Annotated in this window: 21 protein-coding genes; 19 read left to right on the forward strand and 2 right to left on the reverse strand. The window is 37.7% G+C overall.

From position 1 onward, the window contains the following. Positions 1 to 409 precede the first annotated feature (409 nt). The 17 genes from R4Z09_RS03585 to R4Z09_RS03665 all read left to right on the forward strand — a co-directional run bounded on the left by R4Z09_RS03585 (position 410) and on the right by R4Z09_RS03665 (position 17,181). Positions 410 to 1,297: an S-layer homology domain-containing protein gene (locus R4Z09_RS03585; protein WP_338451014.1), complete on the forward strand. Its 888-nt coding sequence runs from the start codon at positions 410 to 412 to the stop codon at positions 1,295 to 1,297. 1,527 nt (positions 1,298 to 2,824) lie between these two features. Continuing rightward, on the forward strand, positions 2,825 to 3,676 hold the full coding sequence (gene folD / locus R4Z09_RS03590; protein ID WP_338451015.1) for a bifunctional methylenetetrahydrofolate dehydrogenase/methenyltetrahydrofolate cyclohydrolase FolD: 852 nt from the start codon (positions 2,825 to 2,827) through the stop codon (positions 3,674 to 3,676). Positions 3,677 to 4,163: 487 nt separating this feature from the next. Further along, positions 4,164 to 5,264 carry a hypothetical protein gene (locus R4Z09_RS03595; RefSeq protein ID WP_338451016.1) on the forward strand — a complete coding sequence of 367 codons (1,101 nt, stop codon included), beginning with the start codon at positions 4,164 to 4,166 and terminating at the stop codon, positions 5,262 to 5,264. Next, a complete protein-coding gene (locus tag R4Z09_RS03600; protein ID WP_338451017.1) occupies positions 5,251 to 7,419 on the forward strand; it encodes a molybdopterin oxidoreductase family protein in 2,169 nt (722 codons plus the stop codon). The genes R4Z09_RS03595 and R4Z09_RS03600 overlap by 14 nt, the downstream gene beginning before the upstream one ends. Then, positions 7,420 to 7,980: a 4Fe-4S dicluster domain-containing protein gene (locus R4Z09_RS03605; RefSeq protein WP_338451018.1), complete on the forward strand. Its 561-nt coding sequence runs from the start codon at positions 7,420 to 7,422 to the stop codon at positions 7,978 to 7,980. It abuts the gene before it with no gap. Between the two features lie 11 nt (positions 7,981 to 7,991). After that, positions 7,992 to 8,519 (forward strand): Rieske (2Fe-2S) protein, encoded by a 528-nt coding sequence (locus R4Z09_RS03610; RefSeq protein WP_338451019.1) that lies wholly within the window; start codon positions 7,992 to 7,994, stop codon positions 8,517 to 8,519. Beyond that, entirely contained in the window at positions 8,509 to 8,700 is a 192-nt protein-coding gene (locus R4Z09_RS03615; protein WP_338451020.1) for a hypothetical protein, read from the forward strand. Before R4Z09_RS03610 ends, R4Z09_RS03615 begins: the two co-directional genes overlap by 11 nt. A gap of 5 nt (positions 8,701 to 8,705) precedes the next feature. After that, positions 8,706 to 9,017 carry a hypothetical protein gene (locus R4Z09_RS03620; protein WP_338451021.1) on the forward strand — a complete coding sequence of 104 codons (312 nt, stop codon included), beginning with the start codon at positions 8,706 to 8,708 and terminating at the stop codon, positions 9,015 to 9,017. Continuing rightward, positions 9,004 to 9,279, forward strand: a complete 276-nt coding sequence (locus R4Z09_RS03625; RefSeq protein ID WP_338451022.1) for a hypothetical protein — start codon at positions 9,004 to 9,006, stop codon at positions 9,277 to 9,279. Before R4Z09_RS03620 ends, R4Z09_RS03625 begins: the two co-directional genes overlap by 14 nt. A gap of 5 nt (positions 9,280 to 9,284) precedes the next feature. Further along, a complete protein-coding gene (locus R4Z09_RS03630) occupies positions 9,285 to 10,511 on the forward strand; it encodes a nitrate/nitrite transporter (RefSeq protein ID WP_338451023.1) in 1,227 nt (408 codons plus the stop codon). Positions 10,512 to 10,553: 42 nt separating this feature from the next. Beyond that, entirely contained in the window at positions 10,554 to 11,201 is a 648-nt protein-coding gene (locus tag R4Z09_RS03635) for a sensor histidine kinase (RefSeq protein WP_338451024.1), read from the forward strand. A gap of 93 nt (positions 11,202 to 11,294) precedes the next feature. Then, positions 11,295 to 11,948 (forward strand): response regulator transcription factor, encoded by a 654-nt coding sequence (locus R4Z09_RS03640; RefSeq protein WP_338451025.1) that lies wholly within the window; start codon positions 11,295 to 11,297, stop codon positions 11,946 to 11,948. After that, positions 11,938 to 12,405: a GAF domain-containing protein gene (locus R4Z09_RS03645; RefSeq protein ID WP_338451026.1), complete on the forward strand. Its 468-nt coding sequence runs from the start codon at positions 11,938 to 11,940 to the stop codon at positions 12,403 to 12,405. The genes R4Z09_RS03640 and R4Z09_RS03645 overlap by 11 nt, the downstream gene beginning before the upstream one ends. A gap of 1 nt (position 12,406) precedes the next feature. Beyond that, entirely contained in the window at positions 12,407 to 14,134 is a 1,728-nt protein-coding gene (locus tag R4Z09_RS03650; protein ID WP_338451027.1) for a PAS domain S-box protein, read from the forward strand. Between the two features lie 329 nt (positions 14,135 to 14,463). Then, complete coding sequence (locus R4Z09_RS03655) at positions 14,464 to 15,189, forward strand: ATP-binding protein (RefSeq protein WP_338451028.1); 726 nt, start codon at positions 14,464 to 14,466, stop codon at positions 15,187 to 15,189. Positions 15,190 to 15,395: 206 nt separating this feature from the next. Next, positions 15,396 to 16,094 (forward strand): Na-translocating system protein MpsC family protein, encoded by a 699-nt coding sequence (locus R4Z09_RS03660; protein ID WP_338451029.1) that lies wholly within the window; start codon positions 15,396 to 15,398, stop codon positions 16,092 to 16,094. A gap of 283 nt (positions 16,095 to 16,377) precedes the next feature. After that, positions 16,378 to 17,181, forward strand: coding sequence for an IclR family transcriptional regulator (locus R4Z09_RS03665; protein ID WP_338451030.1), 804 nt, complete (start codon positions 16,378 to 16,380; stop codon positions 17,179 to 17,181). Between the two features lie 251 nt (positions 17,182 to 17,432). Here R4Z09_RS03665 and R4Z09_RS03670 read toward each other — a convergent pair whose 3' ends face one another. Both R4Z09_RS03670 and R4Z09_RS03675 read right to left on the reverse strand, forming a co-directional pair. After that, positions 17,433 to 18,251 (reverse strand): NAD(P)-dependent oxidoreductase, encoded by an 819-nt coding sequence (locus R4Z09_RS03670; RefSeq protein ID WP_338451031.1) that lies wholly within the window; start codon positions 18,249 to 18,251, stop codon positions 17,433 to 17,435. A 57-nt stretch (positions 18,252 to 18,308) separates the two neighbouring features. Next, positions 18,309 to 18,518: an aspartyl-phosphate phosphatase Spo0E family protein gene (locus R4Z09_RS03675; protein ID WP_338451032.1), complete on the reverse strand. Its 210-nt coding sequence runs from the start codon at positions 18,516 to 18,518 to the stop codon at positions 18,309 to 18,311. Between the two features lie 308 nt (positions 18,519 to 18,826). Between R4Z09_RS03675 and R4Z09_RS03680 the strand changes: the two genes are divergently transcribed. Together R4Z09_RS03680 and R4Z09_RS03685 are read left to right on the forward strand one after the other, a co-directional pair. Continuing rightward, complete coding sequence (locus R4Z09_RS03680; RefSeq protein WP_338451033.1) at positions 18,827 to 19,705, forward strand: LysR family transcriptional regulator; 879 nt, start codon at positions 18,827 to 18,829, stop codon at positions 19,703 to 19,705. Positions 19,706 to 20,659: 954 nt separating this feature from the next. Then, a complete protein-coding gene (locus tag R4Z09_RS03685) occupies positions 20,660 to 21,589 on the forward strand; it encodes an alpha/beta hydrolase (RefSeq protein WP_338451034.1) in 930 nt (309 codons plus the stop codon). Positions 21,590 to 21,659 lie beyond the last annotated feature (70 nt).

A 21,659-nucleotide genomic window follows, 5' to 3' on the forward strand; every position in this document is an offset into this window, starting at 1 on the left:
TAGTTTATTAAGAACCATGCTGGCTTCTGCTATGAATTTTTTAGTTTCATTGGCTGATTGATACAAAAAGGTTAGCAAGAACAGGTGGATTTTACGAATTGGCCAATATGTGGTAGGGCAATAAGAGGGCTGATAGTAACTAGGGTGATATAAGTAATACATGAACAGGATGCCCTAATTTTCATAAGTTCTCCTTCAATTTTAGTAGCACCCGGTAATTGGTTTTCTACACAATCCCTTTTGATTTTACATGAGAGGGGATTTTTCATTATATAACCCCCTCTAAAAAGGTAATATTTACTCATACTCTATAACTCTAACTTCTGTTATGATTCGAATTGTTTAGATTGTTAAAAGAATCATTAAGTGAATTGATCATCTACTAATCTAATTATTTGGAGGAAAATTTATGCTAAATACATTAAAAAAATTCTCAGTAACAGTTGCAGCAACTACTTTAATTGCGATAGCTGTTGTTCCAGCTGCTTTCGCTCAAGAACCGCAATTTCAAGCGGCTCACACATTTACTGATGTTAATGATCGATATGAAGAGTCGGTAAGCTTTTTCTATGAAGCTGAAATTATTAAAGGAAAAAGTCCTTCATTATTTGGCATATACGAAAATTTAACTCGTGGAGATGCAGCGGTTATTCTAGCTAATACATTGGGACTAGATACCGAAAATGCACCAGATGCAGGATTTAAAGATTTAAACGATCGATATAAAGGAGCCGTTAACGCACTAGCAGAACTAGGTATTGTCTCAGGCTATTCACCAGATAAATTTGAGCCTTATAAGCCGTTATCACGTGGTGCAATGGCAAAGCTGCTTGTCTTAACGTTTGATTTACAGGATTATGCTGAAGAAACTCCGTTTACAGATGCTTCTGGTGTATTTGAACCATATATTGAAGCGTTATACGGTTCTGAAATAACATCAGGAAAAACAGCTACAACCTATGGCACTTATCAAGAAATAGTCCGTGGAGATTTTGCTAACCTTCTTTATAAAACACTCTTATTTGATCCGTTTGCTCCAGAATCTGTTGAAATGGTAGATTCTAATTCTTTAAGTGTTAGTTTTGTAAATGCAATACCGGAAGAATTTACGGCTGAGGAAACAGCAGAGATTATAACACCTTTTGTAGAATTATCAAATGGTGAATTTTTAGAGCTTACTCCTTCAAATGGAGTTCTTTCAAGTGATCGTAAAATGCTTACATTTGATCACGGTGATCTAACTGGTAAATCAGGTACCATGTATATTTATGATTTTGTATTACCATTTAGCTACTAAGATTTAGAGTTAAAATGGGTCCCTTTCAATAGAGAGGGGCTTTTTTATTTTAAAAAAAATAACCCACTACCATTAACAGGGGGGGCAATATAGAGACCCTAATTATAAAGGTGGCATAAAACGTTTCATTAGATAGGCAAAACAAAATTTTATAAAAAATAGAAACTTGTAATGAAGGAAGTATTAAGTTTGTTAGAAAACCAAATAAAGAAGAAGCAAAGACCCAAATTAGAAACCATTATGGGTATACATAAGGATACAAATGTTATGTATGATACTCAACAATGGGTGCTATCATGAAGTAGTATTGCGCTCTTTTTGATATTTAAGGGCAAGATAATTGAAGAGGAGGTTGTATAAAACCCCACATTTTTATACAACAGGCACCCTTGAGAGGTGCCGCAATCGTTAATATCATTTGGTGGAACATACAGGTTATCATATAGGTCAAATTGTCGATCGTTCAAAAAGAATTTCAAATAAATCTTAATTTCTATCAAACCGGATTGAAAAGAAACTATAATTCTTTCACTATAGTGCCTTTAATGAGATAAAGATCATAGAAGATTTCCTAAAGAAAAGTACTCATAATTAAGTTTCAAAAGGAAAGTATGTATAAAGATTTGTTTTTTGTACATACTTTTTGGTCCTTGAACACCTTGTACATGTACTTAGGGAGTGTTCTTTTACAACATCTTAATTATTCGTATAATCCCAATTTTACGATATATATTATATGTTTTATATTAATATTCTTATGTTAACAAAATTATATTATTGGAAAAAATTATGAGTTAATTAGGTTAAAGAGTTTATATTCATACATTAAAGGTTTATTATTACATTTGCGTTCTGTAGAAAAATAAATAGAGGTTATATTAAAGAAAAAATTCCGTGATATGGTCTTCGCGTCAGTGAAATTGCCCAATTAAGAATTAATGATATCTATAGTAAAACGATGCGTATTCAGTTAATCAGGCAAAACGAAATTTGAAGCGGGAGATTCCGTTAAGTGTGGTAAGGGACTTTGACTTAATGGATGATTGAGACCCAACCACGTCACCCATGTTTTCATGCGAAAAGTGTGGGGGAGAAATGTATCCAGAGTATTATAAAGGTGTACATTTCATAGAGTACAAAATATCGGATATTCGCTAAACAAAAAGGACCGGGCGTTTTTTGCCTGGTTTTTCTTATTTACAATTATTAAGCTTAAAAAACCAAATATGAGCGGATGAGAGAGTGCGATGCGACAAGCCACCGAAGGTACAAGTTTCAAAAAAATCTTGGAACTAATCTCTCAGGTAGATGAACGACAATTTGATGTAACTCTGGAGAGCACGTTTATAAAATGACACCAAAGGGGAAGACTCTCTTAAAATGGAGTGGAACTCCCAGTTTTAACGAAGATCATGAATGCGTATGATCAGTCAATCAAGTTTGTGAATGGTGTTCTTTCGAAGGTAAAGCAAAATATTCCGGATGAAGATTGCTTGATGAGTCACAAAAAGTTAAGGAGAGAAAAAAATGACAGCTAAAATCATCAACGGAAAAGAAATTGCCGCAAAAAAAAGAATAGAAATCGGCGAAGAAGTTAAACAGCTTAAAGCCAAGGTTGTAACTCCTGGATTGGCAGTGATTCTTGTCGGAAATAACCACGCCTCCCGGACTTACGTTAACATTAAACAAAAAGCATGTGAAGAACTTGAAATGTACTCCTTATTAATTGAAATGCCTGAAGAAACAAGAGAGGAAGAATTGCTGGCAAAGATTGAAGAATTGAATGGGGACCCAAAAATCCACGGCATTTTGGTTCAGCTTCCGCTTCCAAAACACATTGATGAAAAAAAGGTTATTGAAACAATAATTCCTGCTAAGGATGTTGACGGCTTTCATCCAATCAATATCGGCAGAATGATGACGGGCCAAAATGCCTTCCTCCCTTGCGCACCATATGGGATTATCGTATTACTAGAGGAGTCCGGAATTTCTGTTTCCGGTAAAAATGCTGTGGTGGTTGGAAGAAGCAATATTGTTGGAAAACCGATGGGACAATTATTGCTAAACCAGAATGCCACCGTTACCTATTGTCACTCTAAAACGAAGGATTTAAAACTACATACGACGCAGGCGGATATTTTGATTGTTGATGTCAGAATAGCAAACTTTATCAAAGCAGAACACATAAAAGAAGGTGCTGTCGTCATTGATGTCGGGATTAACCGCAATGAGGCCGGCAAGCTTTGCGGAGATGTTGCCTTTGATGAGGTGAGTGAAAAGGCGGGATATATTACCCCTGTTCCAAAAGGGGTCGGCCCCATGACAATAACCATGCTGATGTATAATACATTAAAATCTGCCAAAGAAAGCCTAAGATAATGTAAATGCGAAAGCTGCTGTCCTTTTCCATCATGATATTAAGTCCTGCCCGCACCTCGTGCCCTTTTGCAGCTAAAAAAACAAAAGCAGTCACGTAAGGTTCTACATGACTACTTTTATTTAAAAAAAAGAACAAACAGACTATTTTTATTTATACATCCTGGAATCGTTAGATTTTTCACTGTTCAAATGGTCGACGAGTTAGCTTGCCAACTCCCCTAAATGGACAAGCTCTGCCCATTTTAGGTCTTTTTAACAAGATGATTCTTACTTACATTTTTTGAACCCAATCGTTTAGATTGGGTTCTTTTTGCAGTGCAAAAAAGTTATTGTTTCGACGTATTTACACTGTAATAACCTTGTTTATGTCGAATATTGCAGAATAGGGGAGTTTCCCTGACCTTATGGGGAGATTCCCCGATGTAGAAATTTTTCTCCGTCTCTTACAATAAAGGCAAGGAATTGTTGGGAATAAGGAGGATTTAACATGCAGACAAATATTCAGGCTAATGTAAAGGCGAAGGCAAAAAAAGAAAACGCAAAATCAATTAATAATGCTTTTGCATCGCATTTTGCTAAGTCTATGTTTCTAGCCGTTTGCGGGCTGGCAATCTTAACGTTTATCGGAACAAGAATGTTTACACATATTGATTTAAATCTATATGGCTATATGGTCGGAACACTCGTGTTTTTAGGCGGATTTTTCTATCGATTTATTGCCTGGGGGGAAAGACCACCTAGTAAGATCATCATCAAAAAAGGTTTAAAACTATTATTTAGAAAATCAACACCACAAACATCTGTAGAGCATCTGGCAACATATAGATTTATCTGGAATAGGGGAATTTACCGATGGACGCAGCACGTGTTAATCGGTTGGGGCTGTGTTCTTGCTATTTGTGTAACCTTTCCTCTTGTATTCGGTTGGATGTATTTCACGATGGAGGACAATGGACTCTATAACATTATCTTATTTGGTATGCAGATTCTGACAGTAAAAGCAGATGGCATCATTGCCAATTTATCTTATAACGCATTAAATATTTCCGCTGTAATGGTTATCGCAGGTGTATGTATGGCTCTTTACCGCCGTTTGAAAAATATGCAGGCAAGAGCAGAGCAAAAGTTTCTTTATGATTTTCTTCCATTGTACATGCTGTTATTAGTTAGTATCACAGGATTAGCACTTACCTTTATGAATATCTTTTTACATGGTGAAGGACAGCCTGTTATGTCCCTAATTCACCAATGGTCAGTCATTATTACATTAATTTATCTGCCATTTGGAAAATTGGCGCACATTCCGTTCCGTCCAATGAGTGTTTTGGCTCGAAACTACCGTGAACACTACGGAGAGCAATCCATGAAGAAATGTAAGGTTTGCGGCGACGAATTTGTTTCTGTAGAGCAGTCAAAAGACGTTGTTGATGTTCTAGGAGTGAATGATATCGAATTTAAAACAAAGGAAGGCTACCATCTTGCAGAGCTATGTCTTCCATGTCGAAGAAAGTACCGGATTGCCCAATTCTCCGGTTTCCCTACCCATGAGGTAAAAGTTAAGGAGGCAAACCAGAATGCAAAGGGATAAATTTTTTAGAGAAATAGAGAATGTTAGACATCCAAATGAAACCTTGATCAAAACACATTGCTCTTATTGCGGTATGCAATGCGGAATGAACTTAAGGGTGAATACAAAAACAAACAAAATTATCGGGGTTGAACCTCGTTACGATTGGCCTGTTACTCATGGAAAGATGTGTCCGAAAGGGGTTACAGCCTACCAGCAAACAAACCATAATGATCGCATTTTAAAACCACTTATTCGTGATGATGCATCGCTGAAAGGAACGAAAGAGGGCTTCCGTGAAGCAAGCTGGGAAGAAGCATATGATTTAATCGCGAAAAAGTTTACAGAGCTGCAAAACAAATATGGAAAAGATACTTTGTCTGTTTTTAGCGGCGTATCGATGACAAATGAAAAATGCTATTTAACCGGAAAGTTTGCCCGTGTTGCTCTTGGTACACGTTATATCGATTATAATGGCCGTTTCTGTATGTCAAGCGCAGCCGGCGGTTTCCTTCGTTCATTCGGTGTTGATAGAGGTTCAACATTGCCTTGGACGGATATTCATGAAACAGACTGCTTATTTATCGCTGGAAGCAACACAGCTGAATGCCATCCAACATCCATGTTCCGCGTATGGCACGTACAGGAAAGAGGGGGCTACCTCATTGTGGCAGACCCGCGTGAAACACCAATTGCAAGAAGAGCTGATGTTCATCTTGATTTACGTCCAGGAACAGACCTTGCACTGGCAAATGGAATCTTAAATCTATTAATCCAAAACGGCTATGCCGATGAAGAGTTCATTGCAAACCATACAAATGGATTTGAAGAAACAAAGGAGATTGTAAAAGAATTCACTCCAGAATATACAAGTGAGCTTACAGGAGTGGCTCCAGAAAAAATCATTCGTGCAGTAGAAATTTACGGAAAAGCTCCAAATGCCGTTGTCATGTTTGCCCGCGGTATTGAACAACAGCATAAGGGTGTAGATAATGTTTCTGCCTATACCAATATGGCGCTAGTAACGGGTAAAATCGGACGTCCAAAAGCAGGTGTTGCGACATTTACCGGTCAAGGTAATGGTCAGGGCGGACGTGAGCATGGTCAAAAGTCTGATTTATTACCAGGATATCGAAAAATTACAAACCCTAAACATATTGAAGAAGTATGTAAAGTGTGGGGCATTACACCAGAGGAAATGCCGCAGCCAGGTGTATCGGCGTATGAAATGTTTGAATTGATGGAGCAGAAAACGATCCGCGGCTTGTATCTGTTATGTTCCAATCCGGCAGTATCTGCTCCTAATCTAAACTTTGTCAGAAAAGCACTGAAAGGTTTGGACTTCATGGTATGTGCCGACTTCTATTTATCTGAATCTGCAGAGTTTGCGGATGTAGTCTTACCTTCTGTTACTTGGTCAGAAGATGAAGGAACGGTGACAAACCTTGAAGGACGGATTATTAAAATAAATAAAGCACAGGAACCGGTTGGAGAATCAAAACCAGACTGGCAAATGCAAGTCGAGCTTGCCGAACGTCTTGGCAGAGGGAAATATTTCTCCCATCTAAAAACAGCAAGAGATGTTGCCGATGAATTCAGACTGGCAAGTAAAGGCGGTTATGCTGATTACTACGGTGCTACATGGGACAAGATTGACAAACAGGATGGCGTATTTTGGCCTTGTAAGGATGAAAAGGATCCTGGAACACCGCATATGTTCCTTGATAAAAAATTCTATCATCCAGATGGAAAAGCTAAAATTTGCGCACTTCCTTACCGTCCGCCGGCTGAGGAGCCTGATGCAGAATATCCGCTCCGCTTAACAACCGGCCGTGTCGTCTATCATTATTTATCAGGGAACCAGACAAGAAGAATTCAATTCTTGCGCGATATGTGTCCAGAGCCGTATGTAGAAGTACATCCTGAAACAGCAGCGAAGTATAACATGGAACATGAAGAAAGAGTTCGCCTATATACAAGAAGAGGCGAGGCAATTTATAAAGTGAAAATTACTGAAGCAATTAGAAAAGACACAGTATTTGTTCCATATCATTTTGGTCACGAACAATCTATTAATCTATTAACCATAGCAGCGCTTGACCCGATGTCACGGATGCCGGAATTCAAGGCATGTGCTGCACAAATGGAAAAAGTTGAAACAAAGAAGGTGCTTTAAGTGCAGAAGAGGCTGTATATCGAATTAGAAAACTGTATTGGCTGCCGTTCTTGCCTAGCAGCATGTACACAGTGCGGCGGACATGAGCAGCGTAATCGAAACTATGTATATGATGTAAATCCGCTTAAGGATCGCCAAACAATGCCGCTTATGTGCCTTCATTGTGTTAACCCGGCTTGTGCAAGAAGCTGTCCGGCTCAGGCCATTCAAATTCATGAAACAGGTGCGGTTTTATCTGCATTAGTGGAAAAATGCATTGGCTGCCAAAACTGTACGATTGCCTGCCCATACGGCATTCCAAAATTTGATACTGAGCAAAACTTAATGTATAAATGCGACTTATGTATTGACCGGACAAAGGATAATATCCCGCCAATGTGTGCGAGTGTCTGTCCAACGAATACTCTTCAGTGGTTGACCGATGAAGAAATTGATCAAAAGAAAAAGCAATTCGGCTTGGATAACGGAAAATGGGTGACAAGCCTGCCATATCTTGAAGGTGAAACGAATGTAAAAGTAAATCTTCCTGGTATTTTACAGGGGACAACAAAGCTGTTCTAGGAGGTATTTGAATGCCATCGGATAAAAATAATAAAATCCCTTTCGAAGAGGATAACTATACACACAATATTGTACGGAATAACGAAAGAAAACTTGATCGACGCGGATTTATGAAAACTCTAGTAGGGGCTGCAGGGGCGTTTGCCGTCTCTTCCCTGCCATGGGGAGCTGTAGCGGCTAAGGAATTAATCGGGCTTGGAGATAAGGAATATCCTCATAAAAAAATTACAGATGTGAGTAAGATTCCTGTCGGTGAAGCAGTTGAGTTCACCTTCCCTGGTGAACATGATACTGCACTATTGATCAGACTGGGAGAAAACAAATATGTTGCCTATCAAAATGCCTGCACACATCTTCGCTGTCCCGTTTTCTGGGTGAAGGAGCAGGGAGAAATGGTTTGTCCGTGCCATCATGGATTTTTCGATGTCGAGACAGGTGCTCCAACTGGGGGACCGCCGCGGAGGCCTCTTCCTGAAATTCAGGTAAAGGTTGAAAAAGGAGCAGTTTATGCAGTAAGGGTGAAACGTTATGAAGCTTAAGTATGTTAGTGTCGGCATACTATGTGCCATATTGATGCTGAATATTATTTTTACTCAATTCATGGTTCATCAATATTTTTATGAAAATTATACAAATACGTTAATCTTTGGCGGATTAAATATTATCTTGTTCCCAATCGCAATCTTCGTATACAAAAAAACAAAAAATGTAAAGGCGTGAATCAAATGAACAGCGAAACATACCTTGACTTTTGTTTTATAAGAGAGGAAACTGGCAATTTTGCTGCAGAAATTCATCGAGTGCTTTTAGAACTTTTTAAAGATATTCGCTTGAATTGGTATTTAGATGAAAAAACAGAAGATGGAATTGAAATAGTTGTGGCTGAAATTAAAGGTATGAGCAGATGGCAATCCGAAGAGGAAACGATCAATTATATCGAAGAAAATGCAGGAGAATCATTTTGGAAATATTTACAGGGCTATCAGATGAATGTATACCCAGTGAAGAGAGGGTGCGGCAGCTGTGGAACACATTAATATGGAAAACCTACAATCCTTTGTCTCTGAGAAGGTAATGGTTACCATCCTTGATCAAGATGGAGAAGAGCAGGCGCCTTTTGTCCCTAAGGAAATACAAAAGCTGGAGGTATGCCCTGACCATACCCACTTACGTATTTATTTTGACAGCCGTCATTTCTTTGCTGTTCCTTTAACAGCCTGTGTAACACTGACTGAAAATGAGTGGACTGCATATGATCAACAATCACAATTACATTATGTAATAAAGAAAAGAGTGTGAAGACAATGATTAAAAAAATCCAGCTTCCATTACAAACGATGAATCTTATCGTTGGATTTATGATTTGGGTTTTATTATCTTCCTTAATGCCATTTATTAAAGAAGATATTGCAATTCCCGAAAGCAAGCTTGCCCTTGTTACAGCAATACCGGTCGTTCTTGGTTCTATTCTCAGAGTTCCGCTAGGCTTCTATGCGAACCAGATTGGCGCGAGAATCATGTTCCTAAGCAGCTTTGTCTTGCTGATATTTCCAGTCTACTTTATCAGTACTGCGGACTCATTGACAGATCTTCTGATTGGCGGCTTGTTTCTTGGTGTCGGAGGTGCTGTTTTCTCAGTCGGAGTTACGTCTCTGCCTAAATATTATCCGAAGGAACGCCTTGGTTTAGTTAACGGGATTTACGGCGCAGGAAACATTGGTACGGCAATCTCAACATTTGCTGCACCAATGGTGGCCGAAAAATTCGGCTGGTCCATAACTGTTCAGTTTTATCTTGTACTACTTGTTATTTTTATCGTAGCAAACTTCTTCATAGGTGACAGAAAAGAGCCGAAGGTAAAAACTTCATTAGTTGAACAAATTAAAGGGATTTACAAAAATGAAAAGCTTTGGCTTTTAAGCTTATTTTACTTTATTACGTTTGGATCTTTTGTTGCATTTACCGTTTACTTGCCAAACTTCCTTGTTTCAAACTTTGGCTTGGAAAAAGTTGATGCTGGAATTAGAACAGCAATATTTATTGCTGTGGCTACTTTTATGCGGCCAATCGGCGGCTGGCTTGCAGACCGCTTCCATTCTTTGATTTTACTTATGTTCACATTTGGGGTTTATACTATTTCAGCGATCATTCTTTCATTGGCCCCATCGATTGAATGGTATACTGTTGGTTGTTTGACCATCGCTTTTTGTGCCGGAATGGGAAATGGTGTTATATTTAAATTAATGCCAATGTATTTCCAAAAGCAAGCAGGTATTGCAAACGGTATTGTATCTATGATGGGTGGATTAGGGGGCTTTTTCCCGCCAATTCTATTATCGTTGTTGTTCAATCTAACAGGTCACTATGCTATCGGTTTTATGGCATTATCGGAGGTTGCTCTTGCCAGCTTGATTCTGGTAGTTTGGATGTATTATCAGGAAAAAATGGCGACAGCGAAAAAGGATATGAACAGAACTTCTAAAGGAAAGATGATACAGGTACACAGCAGTAGCAAAATGACAAGAGCTTAATGTTTATGTACAGAAGGTACCTATTTGAAAGGAGGGGATGAAATGAAAGCGCCGCTGGAAAGGGAAAATATCAGTTCCTACATTATTCAAGCGCAGGAACTAGAGTTAAAACGAATTGCCCTGGAACTTCATGAAGGTGTCGGCCAAACCTTATACAGCCTTTATACGGGTATGCAGTTAATTGAAGGAAATGTAGACCCATCGATGAAGAGCTTTATGGAAGAGATGACACAATTGATGGAAAAGACGATCCAGGAAGTAAGGCTTTTGGCTGTAGAATTGCATCCTCCTACTCTCACAACACTTGGGTTACTTTCGGCTATGAAAAGCTATTTGAAACTATATACTTCAACCTATGGCATTGAAGTGGAGTTTAATACCTCAGGAGATGAAGTGCAGCTTTTGGAAAAAGAAAGAATGACTCTTTTTCGAGTCTGTCAGGAAGCGTTGGCCAATATTGCGATACACGCCGATACGATTCGGGCAGACATCACTTTTGCATGGGAACCGAAAGGCTTATTCATTTTAATCAGGGACTTTGGCAAGGGGTTTGACGTTGAAGCTGCCATGGACCATTCACCAGGTCTTGCCTCGATGGTTGAAAGAATGGGTTTAATCGGCGGAAGTTGTACGATATCTTCCAAGCATCAGGAAGGGACTTCTATAGAGTTTTCCCTATCGTTAAAGTAGAATAATAATCAAGGGGTTTGCAATGTGCAATCCCCTTATTGTGTTTTATTTTCAGATTAAATTGTGATCGATCTCAATATAGGGGGGATTGGCTTGATTAAAATATTATTATGTGATGATCATGCTGTTGTAAGAATGGGTTTGAAAATGCTATTAAATAATCATGAAGATATGGAAGTCGTTGGGGAAGCCTCAGAAGGAAATGAAGGAATCCAGCAGGCTCTTGAACTTAAGCCGGATGTGGTGATAATGGATTTGAGTATGCCTCATGGAAAAGACGGATTATCTGCAACATCAGAATTGAAAAAACTGATGCCTGAAGTGGAGATATTAATTCTGACGATGCATGATGATGAGGAATATCTATTCCGTGCCATTCAGGCTGGTGCAGCAGGCTGTATTCTAAAAAGTGCCCCTCAAGAGGAGCTGTTGGGAGCGATTCGCTCCGTTTCGAGCGGAAATGCGTATCTTCATCCTTCCGCGACGAAACGGTTAATGGAGGAGTATTTGGGAAGCGTCAAGCAGGGAACTGCAGATACGTTTCAACTCCTTTCAGACCGTGAGAAAGAGGTTCTTACCTTAATTGCAAAAGGTTTTTCGAATAAAGAAATTGCAGAACAGCTGTTTATCAGTGTAAAAACAGTTGAAACTCACAAAGGAAACCTAATGGAAAAGCTCCAAATGAAAACAAGACCAGAACTTGTAGCATTTGCTTTAAAAAAGGGGTTATTAGGATATGGACTATAAAGGCTGCGATCGAAATGGTACATGCCGGCATATTGAAACGTGCTGTGAGCAGTTATTAGCAGAATTGAGCTGTGATTTTGTTGGATTGGCCATTCAAAATAGCAACGGACCTGACGTTAGATGGCATTATGCTGCTGGAAACAGCAATGATAAATACATGAGAATTACCGTCCGCTATGGAAAAGGAATAGCCGGCAAAGTCATTTCTACAGGACGGCCGATGACAGTTGAGGATTTTCCTAAAAATATTACAGGAAAAGCACTCGAATACCCAATCATGCTGGCGGAAAATCTTCTATCCGCTTATGCCGTTCCGCTTCAGGTAAATGGCACTCCAAAAGGAGTTTTATTAGTAGGGAATCGGACAAACCGGACTTTTTCGGAAGTTGAACATCGAGTGGTTTTACTGGCTGCAAAGGGGTTGGAGGAAAAGTTAAACAGCAACAGGAGGAAGTGAAATGGAAAGGAACGATCCTAAAAATAAAGAAAACAAAATTAATCCTAGTTCTAGTGAAGCAACCATTCTTGTAAATGACTGCGGTTTTGTATCTTTTGCCAATCTGCAGGCATGTATCCATTTTGGCTATCGAGAGAATGAATTGATTGGAAAAGAGCTTCGTATACTTATGCCAGAAGTTGACCTTCAGAATGCACAGGAGGGAATGGTTGTTCATCAGCACGGCATACATAGAGATGGCCATACCATTTCTCTTTTCTATCGTTTTAATCGCTTTATTCTTAGTGGAGAGCAGTATTATTTAATGGCTTTTCATGTAGTGAAAGATCAGTCTAGACTTAATAAGCACCAATCTTATCCCCTGCATGAATTAGTTGATTTAAATTATGCTCTCGATGAATCGACCATTGTTGCCTTCACTGATGAAAAAGGGAAGATCACTTACGTGAATGAGAAATTTTGCGAGGTATCTAAATACTCTTCTAGTGAACTAATTGGCAGGGACCATCGAATCATCAACTCAGGGTACCATTCGAAGGAGTTTATGAAGGAGCTTTGGCGTACCATTACAAGCGGTTATGTATGGCGCGGAGAAATCAAAAACAGGGCAAAGGATAGTACGTATTATTGGGTGGATACGACGATTGTTCCTTTCCTGGATGTAACAGGAAAACCGTATAAATATCTTGCTATTCGGAAGGAAATTACTGAGTATAAGCGTGTTGTTGAGGAATTAAAAAAATCCATACATGAGTTGATGGACCTTAAGTTTGCGTTAGATGCTTCTTCCATCGTTGCGATAACGGATCAAAGAGGAAAGATTACGTATGTTAATAAACAGTTTTGCCGGATATCGAAGTATTCAAAGGAAGAACTAATCGGCCAGGACCATCGAATCATCAATTCCGGCTACCATACAAAGGAGTTTTTTACTGAATTGTGGGAAACAATTGCAAAGGGAAAGGTATGGAAAGGAGAAATTAGAAATCAAGCAAAGGATGGCAGCTATTATTGGGTGGATACGACGATTGTTCCGTTTCTTGATGGGGATGGAAGGCCTTATCAGTATTTAGCGATACGTCATGAAATTACGCAGCGAAAAAATGCAGAAGAAGAACTACAAAATATGATGACGAAAATCATTGATGTCCAAGAGGATGAGCGGAAGCGGATATCCCGCGAACTTCATGATGGAGTTGGACAAAATTTATACAGCCATTTGATAACGATTAACCGGCTTCAAAATGAAATAAGTCACCCGCTGTTAGACCAGATGCTGGAGGAAGCGACAGCCATTATTGAAGAGCTTCGCGATCTTTCTTGGGAATTACGCCCATCTGTGTTAGATGATCTTGGGTTAATTCCTGCGATTCGTTCTTATCTTGTTCGTTATTCTGAATATAGTCAGATAAATGTCCACTTTGACTGCTATCTGCAAAGTCGATTAAGTACGAACAAAGAAATTACCATCTACCGTATTATCCAGGAAGCATTAACGAATGTTCGGAAATATGCTGATACAGATGAGGCCTTTGTCACGATTCGAGAAATGGATAATGAGATTCGGGTGGTTATCGAGGATTACGGAAAGGGATTTGCTATTGACCAGGTTTCTCGTGGTGTAGGATTATTCAGTATGGAGGAAAGGGCCAGAGCAGTCGGCGGATTGATTTCCGTTCATTCGATTGAAGAGAAGGGAACAAGGATTGTTTTAGAGGTTCCGATGTAGGATGAAAGCCTCCTCTACTATAAATAATAGAGCTGTCAGCGGGACTGACAGCTCTTCTTAATAAAGGATTTATTTTACAATTATATTAAATCATAGTAAATTGATTGAAAATTTAGGTAGGATTCTTTAGTATTAATATTGGATATAGGGATATTCGCTCTATTCTATCAGAATCACCTTTTTATAACAGGAAGTTTGTGTTCTAACATTAATAGGCAATGAGTCTCTAGATATGATGCTAGAATTTAAGCCGAAATAAGACGTAGTTGAAGGAACTATGCTTATTTTGGCTTTTTATTTTCTGCTAGAAAACAGGAGGTAGGATCGAAATGGCGATAGAGCAAATAAAAAGTTTTAAAAGCGAACTATCAATGAGCAGTTTAGATATGCAGCTGCAATCCGAAAAAGATGCAGTAGCAAGTCAATTGGCTGCTGGAATTGCACATGAAATCCGAAATCCAATTACGGCAATTAAAGGTTTTTTGCAATTGATCATGGCTGACTATGAAGGGGAGACTATGTATTTTGAAGTAGTAGAGGCAGAGATTGCTAGGGTAGAAGCCATTCTGAAAGAGTTGATGGTACTTGGAAAACCTACGAAAATAAAATATGAAAAGCTCTCTTTGCATGTATTGCTGGATCAAGTACTCACGTTAATGGAGTCACACGCACTATTAAATAATATTCAAATTGTAAAAAGGTATAACCTAAGTGAGGCAACAGTATTGGGTGATGAGGGCCAGTTGAAACAAGTGTTTATTAATTATATAAAAAATGCCATTGAAGCCATGCCGGATGGAGGGACTATCTTTGTAGAAGGATTGGCTCTTTCAGAAGGCAATATTCAAATTCAAATCATAGATCAAGGATGTGGGATTCCGTCTGACATGCTCGGGAGGATAAATGAACCATTTTTTACAACCAAAGAATATGGAACAGGTCTTGGGATGAATGTCAGCAGCCAAATCATTGAAGAGCATCAAGGACAAGTAAATATAATTAGTAGCAATGATGGAACTTGTATAGAAGTTATTTTATCGGCAGATTTTAATTAATTTTTGTATAATAGGAATAGTGCTAGTATGACTATGGATAATGACTTACAGTTATGCTCAATAGCAGAGATGTAGAGATTGCTTACTATTAATGACCCATACTAGAGATATGGTATATGGAACAAATGATTCATAATAGTCGTTTAAGCCGTGGCCTAACTTCGTTTATAAAGAGGTTAGGCCTTTTTATCTGAAAGGAGAATCATATGATAAAAACATCCCAGGAGAATATGCAGTATCTTAGCAGTAAGTTTAGTAAGCTGTTAAAGCGAAGGTTCGGAAAAGGACCGGAAACCTGTTATGTCATGCAGAAAGGGAAACGATTTTATGTTTATATGAGAAATTTCATTACCCCTGCAGAGGAAGTATTGATCAGCAACAACGAATTAAATCTTGCAACTAATTTCCGTTCGACTGTTATCAATACAGTTGTAAAAGACTTTATTCCGGAAGTTGAAAAGATGTTGGGGAGTTTGTATGAATATTTCCGATCGGATTGGGATTATGACAGAAATACGGGAATCCTTTTATTTGAGATCAATGATATGGTGGAACAAAAAATAGAGGTAAGCTTTGAAAAACCACTTTTAAAGCTGCTGGATGAAATAGGTTCAAACACTCATAAAAAAGCGTCCTGTTTAAAAATAGTCAGCTACTCACAAAATATTTGTACCATTGAGTCAAAGGAGGTCCTCTTGCAGCTGGAGCGTTTGGTTTATCAAAAAGGGGACTTCGATTTATTGCTTCATCAGGCTAGAGAAATAAAGGAAGAGTATTTAAACTGTAAACATTTATTTGAGGAGATTTTTAACCGTTCAATTGAAGATATTTTTATTATCTGGGATTATGAAAAAGATCGAAATGATATTGTGTTTATTTTTAATAAAGAATATAGGGTGAATTAAGTCACTATTTGATGGAAGGATATGTATGTGGTAGAAGAGGAGTGGACGACACTCCAGGAGTTGTATACAAGGATTTAACTGCGGAATAAAGAGTTTGAACTTTCTAAAAATGTTTATTGACCAAGACTAACATAAATTGTATTATTGTTTTATAAGTGGAATAATATAACACATATGGAATAAAGAAGGCTAGCGATATTTAAAAGGATGTAAAGAGTTGATAAAGTATAAATGGAGTTATGTTTATACAATGAACTCCTAATATGATAAACGAGGTTTTGGTATGGAAAATAAAAAAGATCGCTCCGAGGTACCAGCTTTAGAGACGACAATAAGGATATTAGAATTTCTTAGTCGTTATAATCATCGTACAAGTAGTCTTGCTGATATTTGTAAAGGTCTAAATATTAATAAAAGTACTTGTCATCGGATCCTTAAGGTTCTTGAAAACCATCATTATGTTTTTTACAACGAAGATAAAAAACAATACAGTCTTGGCTCTTACCTTGTTGTGCTTGGTGCAAGGGCTTCCGAATTCGTTGACTATCTTGAAATTTGTAAACAGCACTTAAAGGAGTTATGTGAAGAAACGCAACAAACGGTTGTTTTGTTAGAACCAATCGCCAATGACAGGCTAATGTATGTAGCAAAAGAAGAACCGTCATTACCCGTTCGCGTAACTGTCAGTGTTGGTCAACGTTTTCCATTAACTAGTGCTTCCTTCGGTAAATGTTATTTAGCATTTATGGATGAAAGAGTAACGGATGAAATTATCCAGAAAAATGGATTTAAATCCTTTACTAGCAAAACCATCACTAACATAGAAGAGTTTAAACAAGAACTCCATCATGTTAGAATGAAAGGCTACGCGGAAAGTTTTGAGGAGCATACCTCTGGTGTATGCGGGGTCGCCGCTCCCATTTTTAATATGCATGGTGAAGTAAAATTAGTTATCAGCTGTGTATTTCTATCTAACCAACCAGACGCAGATGCATCTTTCTATGGGAAGAAAGTATTGGATGTCTCCAGAAAACTAACAACAATGATGGGTGGCAGACCGCCCATTGGAATACTAAGCAATCATTAAGAGAAGCAATCATTCTAGAAGCGATTGATTGATTTCATCTAGGATGTGAAAGTAGACGTCTTTTAAGTATGGGTAACATAAACCCGTACTTAAAAGACGTCTTTTTTGATCTTTTTATTCTTTTCATTAATGTTCACGCTAATTTAATAAGGAAAGCATTCTGTTCAGGCACAGAACACTTTCCAATTGAGAGAGATTGTATAATCAACTAATGAAGCAATTACTTTATTCAATTATTAGGCTTTTGGTTTCTATTTTCCCATAGAGTCAAATAATTGTGTAGATGATAAGGAATTGAATGGTAAAGTTACATTGTGTTTAAGCCCTTCGTTATAAGCCGCTTTTAAGTCTTTAAGTAAAACAGCTAAGGCAGTGTCTGCTGTCCATTCAGAAACATCGCTCCAATTTCTAACTACCCAGCTATCACCTGTACTAACTTTTAATAAGTTTAATAACTCTTCTTGTGGTAAGTTATAGTTGTTTGCTAATTTCAGTCCTTCAGCTAAAGCATTCATGTTAATACCTAGAATCATATTATTAACTAATTTTGCTACTTGGCTGTTGCCTGGTTCTTCGCCATAGTAGAATGTATTGGATCCAATCGCATCAAAGTAGGCCTTAAAAGATTTCACTATTGTCCCTGAACCTGATGTCATAATCGATAGTGTTCCAGCTTGAGCACCTGAAGCACCACCGCTTACCGCAGCGCTAATTAATCTCAAATCACTTTCTTCTTCGACTTTTTTACCTAATTCATTCATAGTATCCGGGTCAAGTGTACTCATAACAATAATGGTTTTATCTTTAGGTTGGGCAGATAATAGACCGCCCTCACCAAAAATAACTTCAACATTTTGAGCATAGTCACGAACCATTGAGATAATCGCTTCGTCCGCTTGTTCCGCCACTTCTTTTAACGTTTCTACCATTGTGATTCCAGCAGCACTTGCTTTTTCATAAACACCTTTAAAAGCATCATAACCAATTACATCAAAACCAGCTTTCTTTAAATTTACTGCCATTGGGAGGCCCATTGTTCCTAATCCTACAAATCCAATTTTTTTACTCATGATTAATTCCTCCTATTTTGTTATATATTTGTCTTCAAAGTAATTAAATTTTTCCTATCAATGAAACGCGAGGACCGTCCCCATGTTTCTCTTATTCTTCTTATTTTTACAAGTAAGTTTTTGATAAATCGTGATGTATTGATCTAATTTTTGACTGCAATAAATAGTCTCATGGCTATTTAAACCAGTTTCTTCAGCAATCTGTATCAATTCTTTTTTCAGTTGAGTGATCTTGTATTCTAATTCTTCCATCATTATAACTGACATAAAAATCCCCCAAAGCAAAAATAATAAATGCCCTTCTTAGGCTTCATAACGCTAGGGGCTTATATTTATTTAGTTTTCCCTTTTTAGCGTAATTTCTCATAAAACTAACATCATAAGCAAAAACTTGACTTTGGCAAATGTAATGCCAATGATAATCCCATTTCTCCAAAACCAACTGATTTGCTATATCAAAAACTTACCTTTGAAAATTTAAAATGTTAAGAATATTTTACAATTAATTTTATTATGTGTAAAATGAATAATAATTATAATTATGATAACAAAAATCTATATAGGAGCTTTTTACGATGGATATTAGACATTTAACTTATTTTATTGAAGTGGCAAAGCAAAAAAGTTTTACTAGAGCATCTGAAGTCCTTTGTTTATCTCAACCTACACTTAGCAAAATGGTAAAAAATCTAGAAGAAGCAATGGACGTGGAACTTCTTGATCGTTCATCAAAGAAAGTTGTCTTAACTGTTGCAGGAGAAATTGTATTTGAGGAAGGACAAAAGATTTTGAATTCATTTCAAGATTTATCTTCTCTTGTAAACGACATGATGAATCTGAAAAAAGGAAAATTGAAAATCGGGGTTCCACCGCTTATCGCCGTTTTATATTACCCGAAAATCATAAGAGAATTTAAAGAATTATATCCTGGAATTACCGTACAACTAATTGAGAAAAGTGCGGCCGAAGTGAGACAAGATGTTAAAGATGGAGCACTTGATTTTGGTGTAGATCTATTACCAGTTGAGGGAGAATTTGATGTGGTTCCTAGTATCGATGAGGAGATGATGTTGTTTGTTCATCATTCTCATCCTCTCGCTGCTAAAGAGGAGGTTTCCTTAATAGAGATAAAGGGTGAATCCTTTGTTTATTTTCAAGAAAGCTCTAAACTCCGGCAACTAGTGGATCAGGAGTGTAGCAGATTAGGATTTCTACCTACAATTTCATATGAAAGTTATAATTGGGAACTTATTAGCGAGATGGTAGCGGAAAATCTAGGTATCACCATTTTTCCTAAGTCCGTTGTAAAAAAAGTAGATTTAAGTAGGGTTAAAGCCATTCCTATCGTTAATCCGACAATCAGCTGGAAGTTAGGGATTATTTTAAATAAAGAGAAGTATGTTTCATATGCTGCAAAAGAAATGATTAAATATATTACTTCCCAATTTAGATGAGAGATATAAAAAATTTATTATTATTAACTCTTAAATACCGCATGCCCAAGTTATTTTACTATATTTATAGTTAGTTATAGTTGAATTTGCCTCAAAGAGACGGCCGTCTCTTTGAGGCTTTATTTTTGTCCTCATCTGCCAGGGAAGGATTTACATTTCCACATTGTCGCATAATTTCCTCGCAAAGCACTGACAAAAATGTTTCTTGAAAAAGCAAAAAATACTGGCATTAAAAACGGCAGTGGACAAGATATTAGCGGTTTCTACTAAATGAACGCAACGTATTATAGATAAAATGCATAATCTTTATAATTTATATATATTTTACTTATAAGAAAAAATAAGTTAAATTAGTCTTACAAATTAAATATTTCAGAATATTTTAAGATATCCCAATTTATTAACTTTTAAATAATAAACAACATGTTCCTCTAACTATTGCAGCACTTATTGCCCTATTAATAACTATTCTAGAGGTGATAGGTTTATTTCATCTAGGATGTGAAAGTAGACGTCTCTTATGTATACGTCATCATGAACTCATATTAAATGAGACTTCTTCCCTTTCTTAGCTCATAGAAGCTATTGAAGAGTGTTATATAAAAGCTGAAGAGGATAGTTAAATAAACGCAAATAATAATTTTAATATTCAGATGATTAAAAAAATATTGATTTCTAGAAAAAAATAATATAATATTGTTACACAGGCGGTATGATATACCGTCATAGGAACAATATAACATGAAACCCTGTAGGTAAGAGTGAATTAAAAGGAGGGGATGCTTAAAAATAAGTGATTCTAAAGATTGAAATAAATAATAAAATAGAAAACTGCAATACTATCCTAAAAAATGAGATATCATCTCGAAATATAGTTTGGCTTGGTATTTTATATTATGTAAGCGAATACCCGGGAAAATGAAATCGCATTCAAATATAAGGAGGAAAACAATTATGAAATCGTCAGAAAATAAAACTGCAATTCTATCAAAGGAATCAGATTATCTAAAAGAAATATACCAAGTATGGAGCAATCGTATGACAGCCAATCCAAACATGACGATTGAGGATTTAAGAAGCCTTTTTGACGAATGGGAAAAACCTACGTTTGAACCTGAGGATGTAACTTATAAGACAGATCAAGTAGGCGGTGTCGATTGTCTTTGGGCATACCCTGTTGGTTGTGACAAAACGAAAGTGTTGATCTACACCCACGGAGGAGGGTTTGCTGTAGGATCAGCAGCAAGTCATCGTAAGCTGGCTGGGCATATGGCCAAAGCACTTGGTGTTTCTGCTGTAGTATTGGATTACCGTCGTGCCCCTGAGAATCCTTTCCCAGCACAATTAGAAGATGCAGCTGCTGTTTACCAGGCATTACTTGCATCTGGTATTAAGGCTAAGGATATCGGTACAATTGGTGACTCTGCAGGAGGAAACCTTGCTGTTGCATCCGTTCTGAAATTCCGCGAATTGGGTCTTGAACTTCCAGGATACGTTATTGCCTTCTCGCCATGGCTTGATATGGAATTAACAGGAAGTACGCTTGAAAGTAATGCAGACACCGACGTGTTTATAACTGTTCCATTACTTCAAGGAATGATCGGGATGTTCATCGGGGATGACAGCACGAAGGTTCGAGATCCATTAGCTAACCCGCTGCACGCTGATTTCAATGGCTTCCCGCCGCTTTACATCAACGCTGGTGGGGCTGAAGTCCTGCTTGACGATGCACGTCGCCTGCATGCTCGTGCGGTTGATGCCGGTGTACAAGCTACACTTTCAGTTGTAGATGGAATGCAGCATGTTTTCCCATTCTTAGCAGGACGCGCACCTGAAGCAAATGAGGAAATCCAAAGAATTGCAGCTTGGTATAGAGCGCTATAAAGTAAATTTTCCATCAGTTAGCCTTTAACTGTTTGGCCCTGCATTAATCTGAATTTTATGGGCAGTTATC

Source organism: Niallia oryzisoli (assembly GCF_036670025.1).
Taxonomy (GTDB): Bacteria; Bacillota; Bacilli; order Bacillales; family Cytobacillaceae; genus Bacillus_BD; species Bacillus_BD oryzisoli.

Bases quoted from the DNA above. Each gene is read 5' to 3' on its own strand.
- R4Z09_RS03585 (WP_338451014.1), top strand. From the start codon at position 410: ATGCTAAATACATTAAAAAAATTCTCAGTAACAGTTGCAGCAACTACT.
- folD (WP_338451015.1), top strand. From the start codon at position 2,825: ATGACAGCTAAAATCATCAACGGAAAAGAAATTGCCGCAAAAAAAAGA.
- R4Z09_RS03595 (WP_338451016.1), top strand. From the start codon at position 4,164: ATGCAGACAAATATTCAGGCTAATGTAAAGGCGAAGGCAAAAAAAGAA.
- R4Z09_RS03600 (WP_338451017.1), top strand. From the start codon at position 5,251: ATGCAAAGGGATAAATTTTTTAGAGAAATAGAGAATGTTAGACATCCA.
- R4Z09_RS03610 (WP_338451019.1), top strand. From the start codon at position 7,992: ATGCCATCGGATAAAAATAATAAAATCCCTTTCGAAGAGGATAACTAT.
- R4Z09_RS03615 (WP_338451020.1), top strand. From the start codon at position 8,509: ATGAAGCTTAAGTATGTTAGTGTCGGCATACTATGTGCCATATTGATG.
- R4Z09_RS03620 (WP_338451021.1), top strand. From the start codon at position 8,706: ATGAACAGCGAAACATACCTTGACTTTTGTTTTATAAGAGAGGAAACT.
- R4Z09_RS03630 (WP_338451023.1), top strand. From the start codon at position 9,285: ATGATTAAAAAAATCCAGCTTCCATTACAAACGATGAATCTTATCGTT.
- R4Z09_RS03635 (WP_338451024.1), top strand. From the start codon at position 10,554: ATGAAAGCGCCGCTGGAAAGGGAAAATATCAGTTCCTACATTATTCAA.
- R4Z09_RS03645 (WP_338451026.1), top strand. From the start codon at position 11,938: ATGGACTATAAAGGCTGCGATCGAAATGGTACATGCCGGCATATTGAA.
- R4Z09_RS03650 (WP_338451027.1), top strand. From the start codon at position 12,407: ATGGAAAGGAACGATCCTAAAAATAAAGAAAACAAAATTAATCCTAGT.
- R4Z09_RS03655 (WP_338451028.1), top strand. From the start codon at position 14,464: ATGGCGATAGAGCAAATAAAAAGTTTTAAAAGCGAACTATCAATGAGC.
- R4Z09_RS03660 (WP_338451029.1), top strand. From the start codon at position 15,396: ATGATAAAAACATCCCAGGAGAATATGCAGTATCTTAGCAGTAAGTTT.
- R4Z09_RS03665 (WP_338451030.1), top strand. From the start codon at position 16,378: ATGGAAAATAAAAAAGATCGCTCCGAGGTACCAGCTTTAGAGACGACA.
- R4Z09_RS03670 (WP_338451031.1), bottom strand. From the start codon at position 18,251: ATGAGTAAAAAAATTGGATTTGTAGGATTAGGAACAATGGGCCTCCCA.
- R4Z09_RS03675 (WP_338451032.1), bottom strand. From the start codon at position 18,518: ATGTCAGTTATAATGATGGAAGAATTAGAATACAAGATCACTCAACTG.
- R4Z09_RS03680 (WP_338451033.1), top strand. From the start codon at position 18,827: ATGGATATTAGACATTTAACTTATTTTATTGAAGTGGCAAAGCAAAAA.
- R4Z09_RS03685 (WP_338451034.1), top strand. From the start codon at position 20,660: ATGAAATCGTCAGAAAATAAAACTGCAATTCTATCAAAGGAATCAGAT.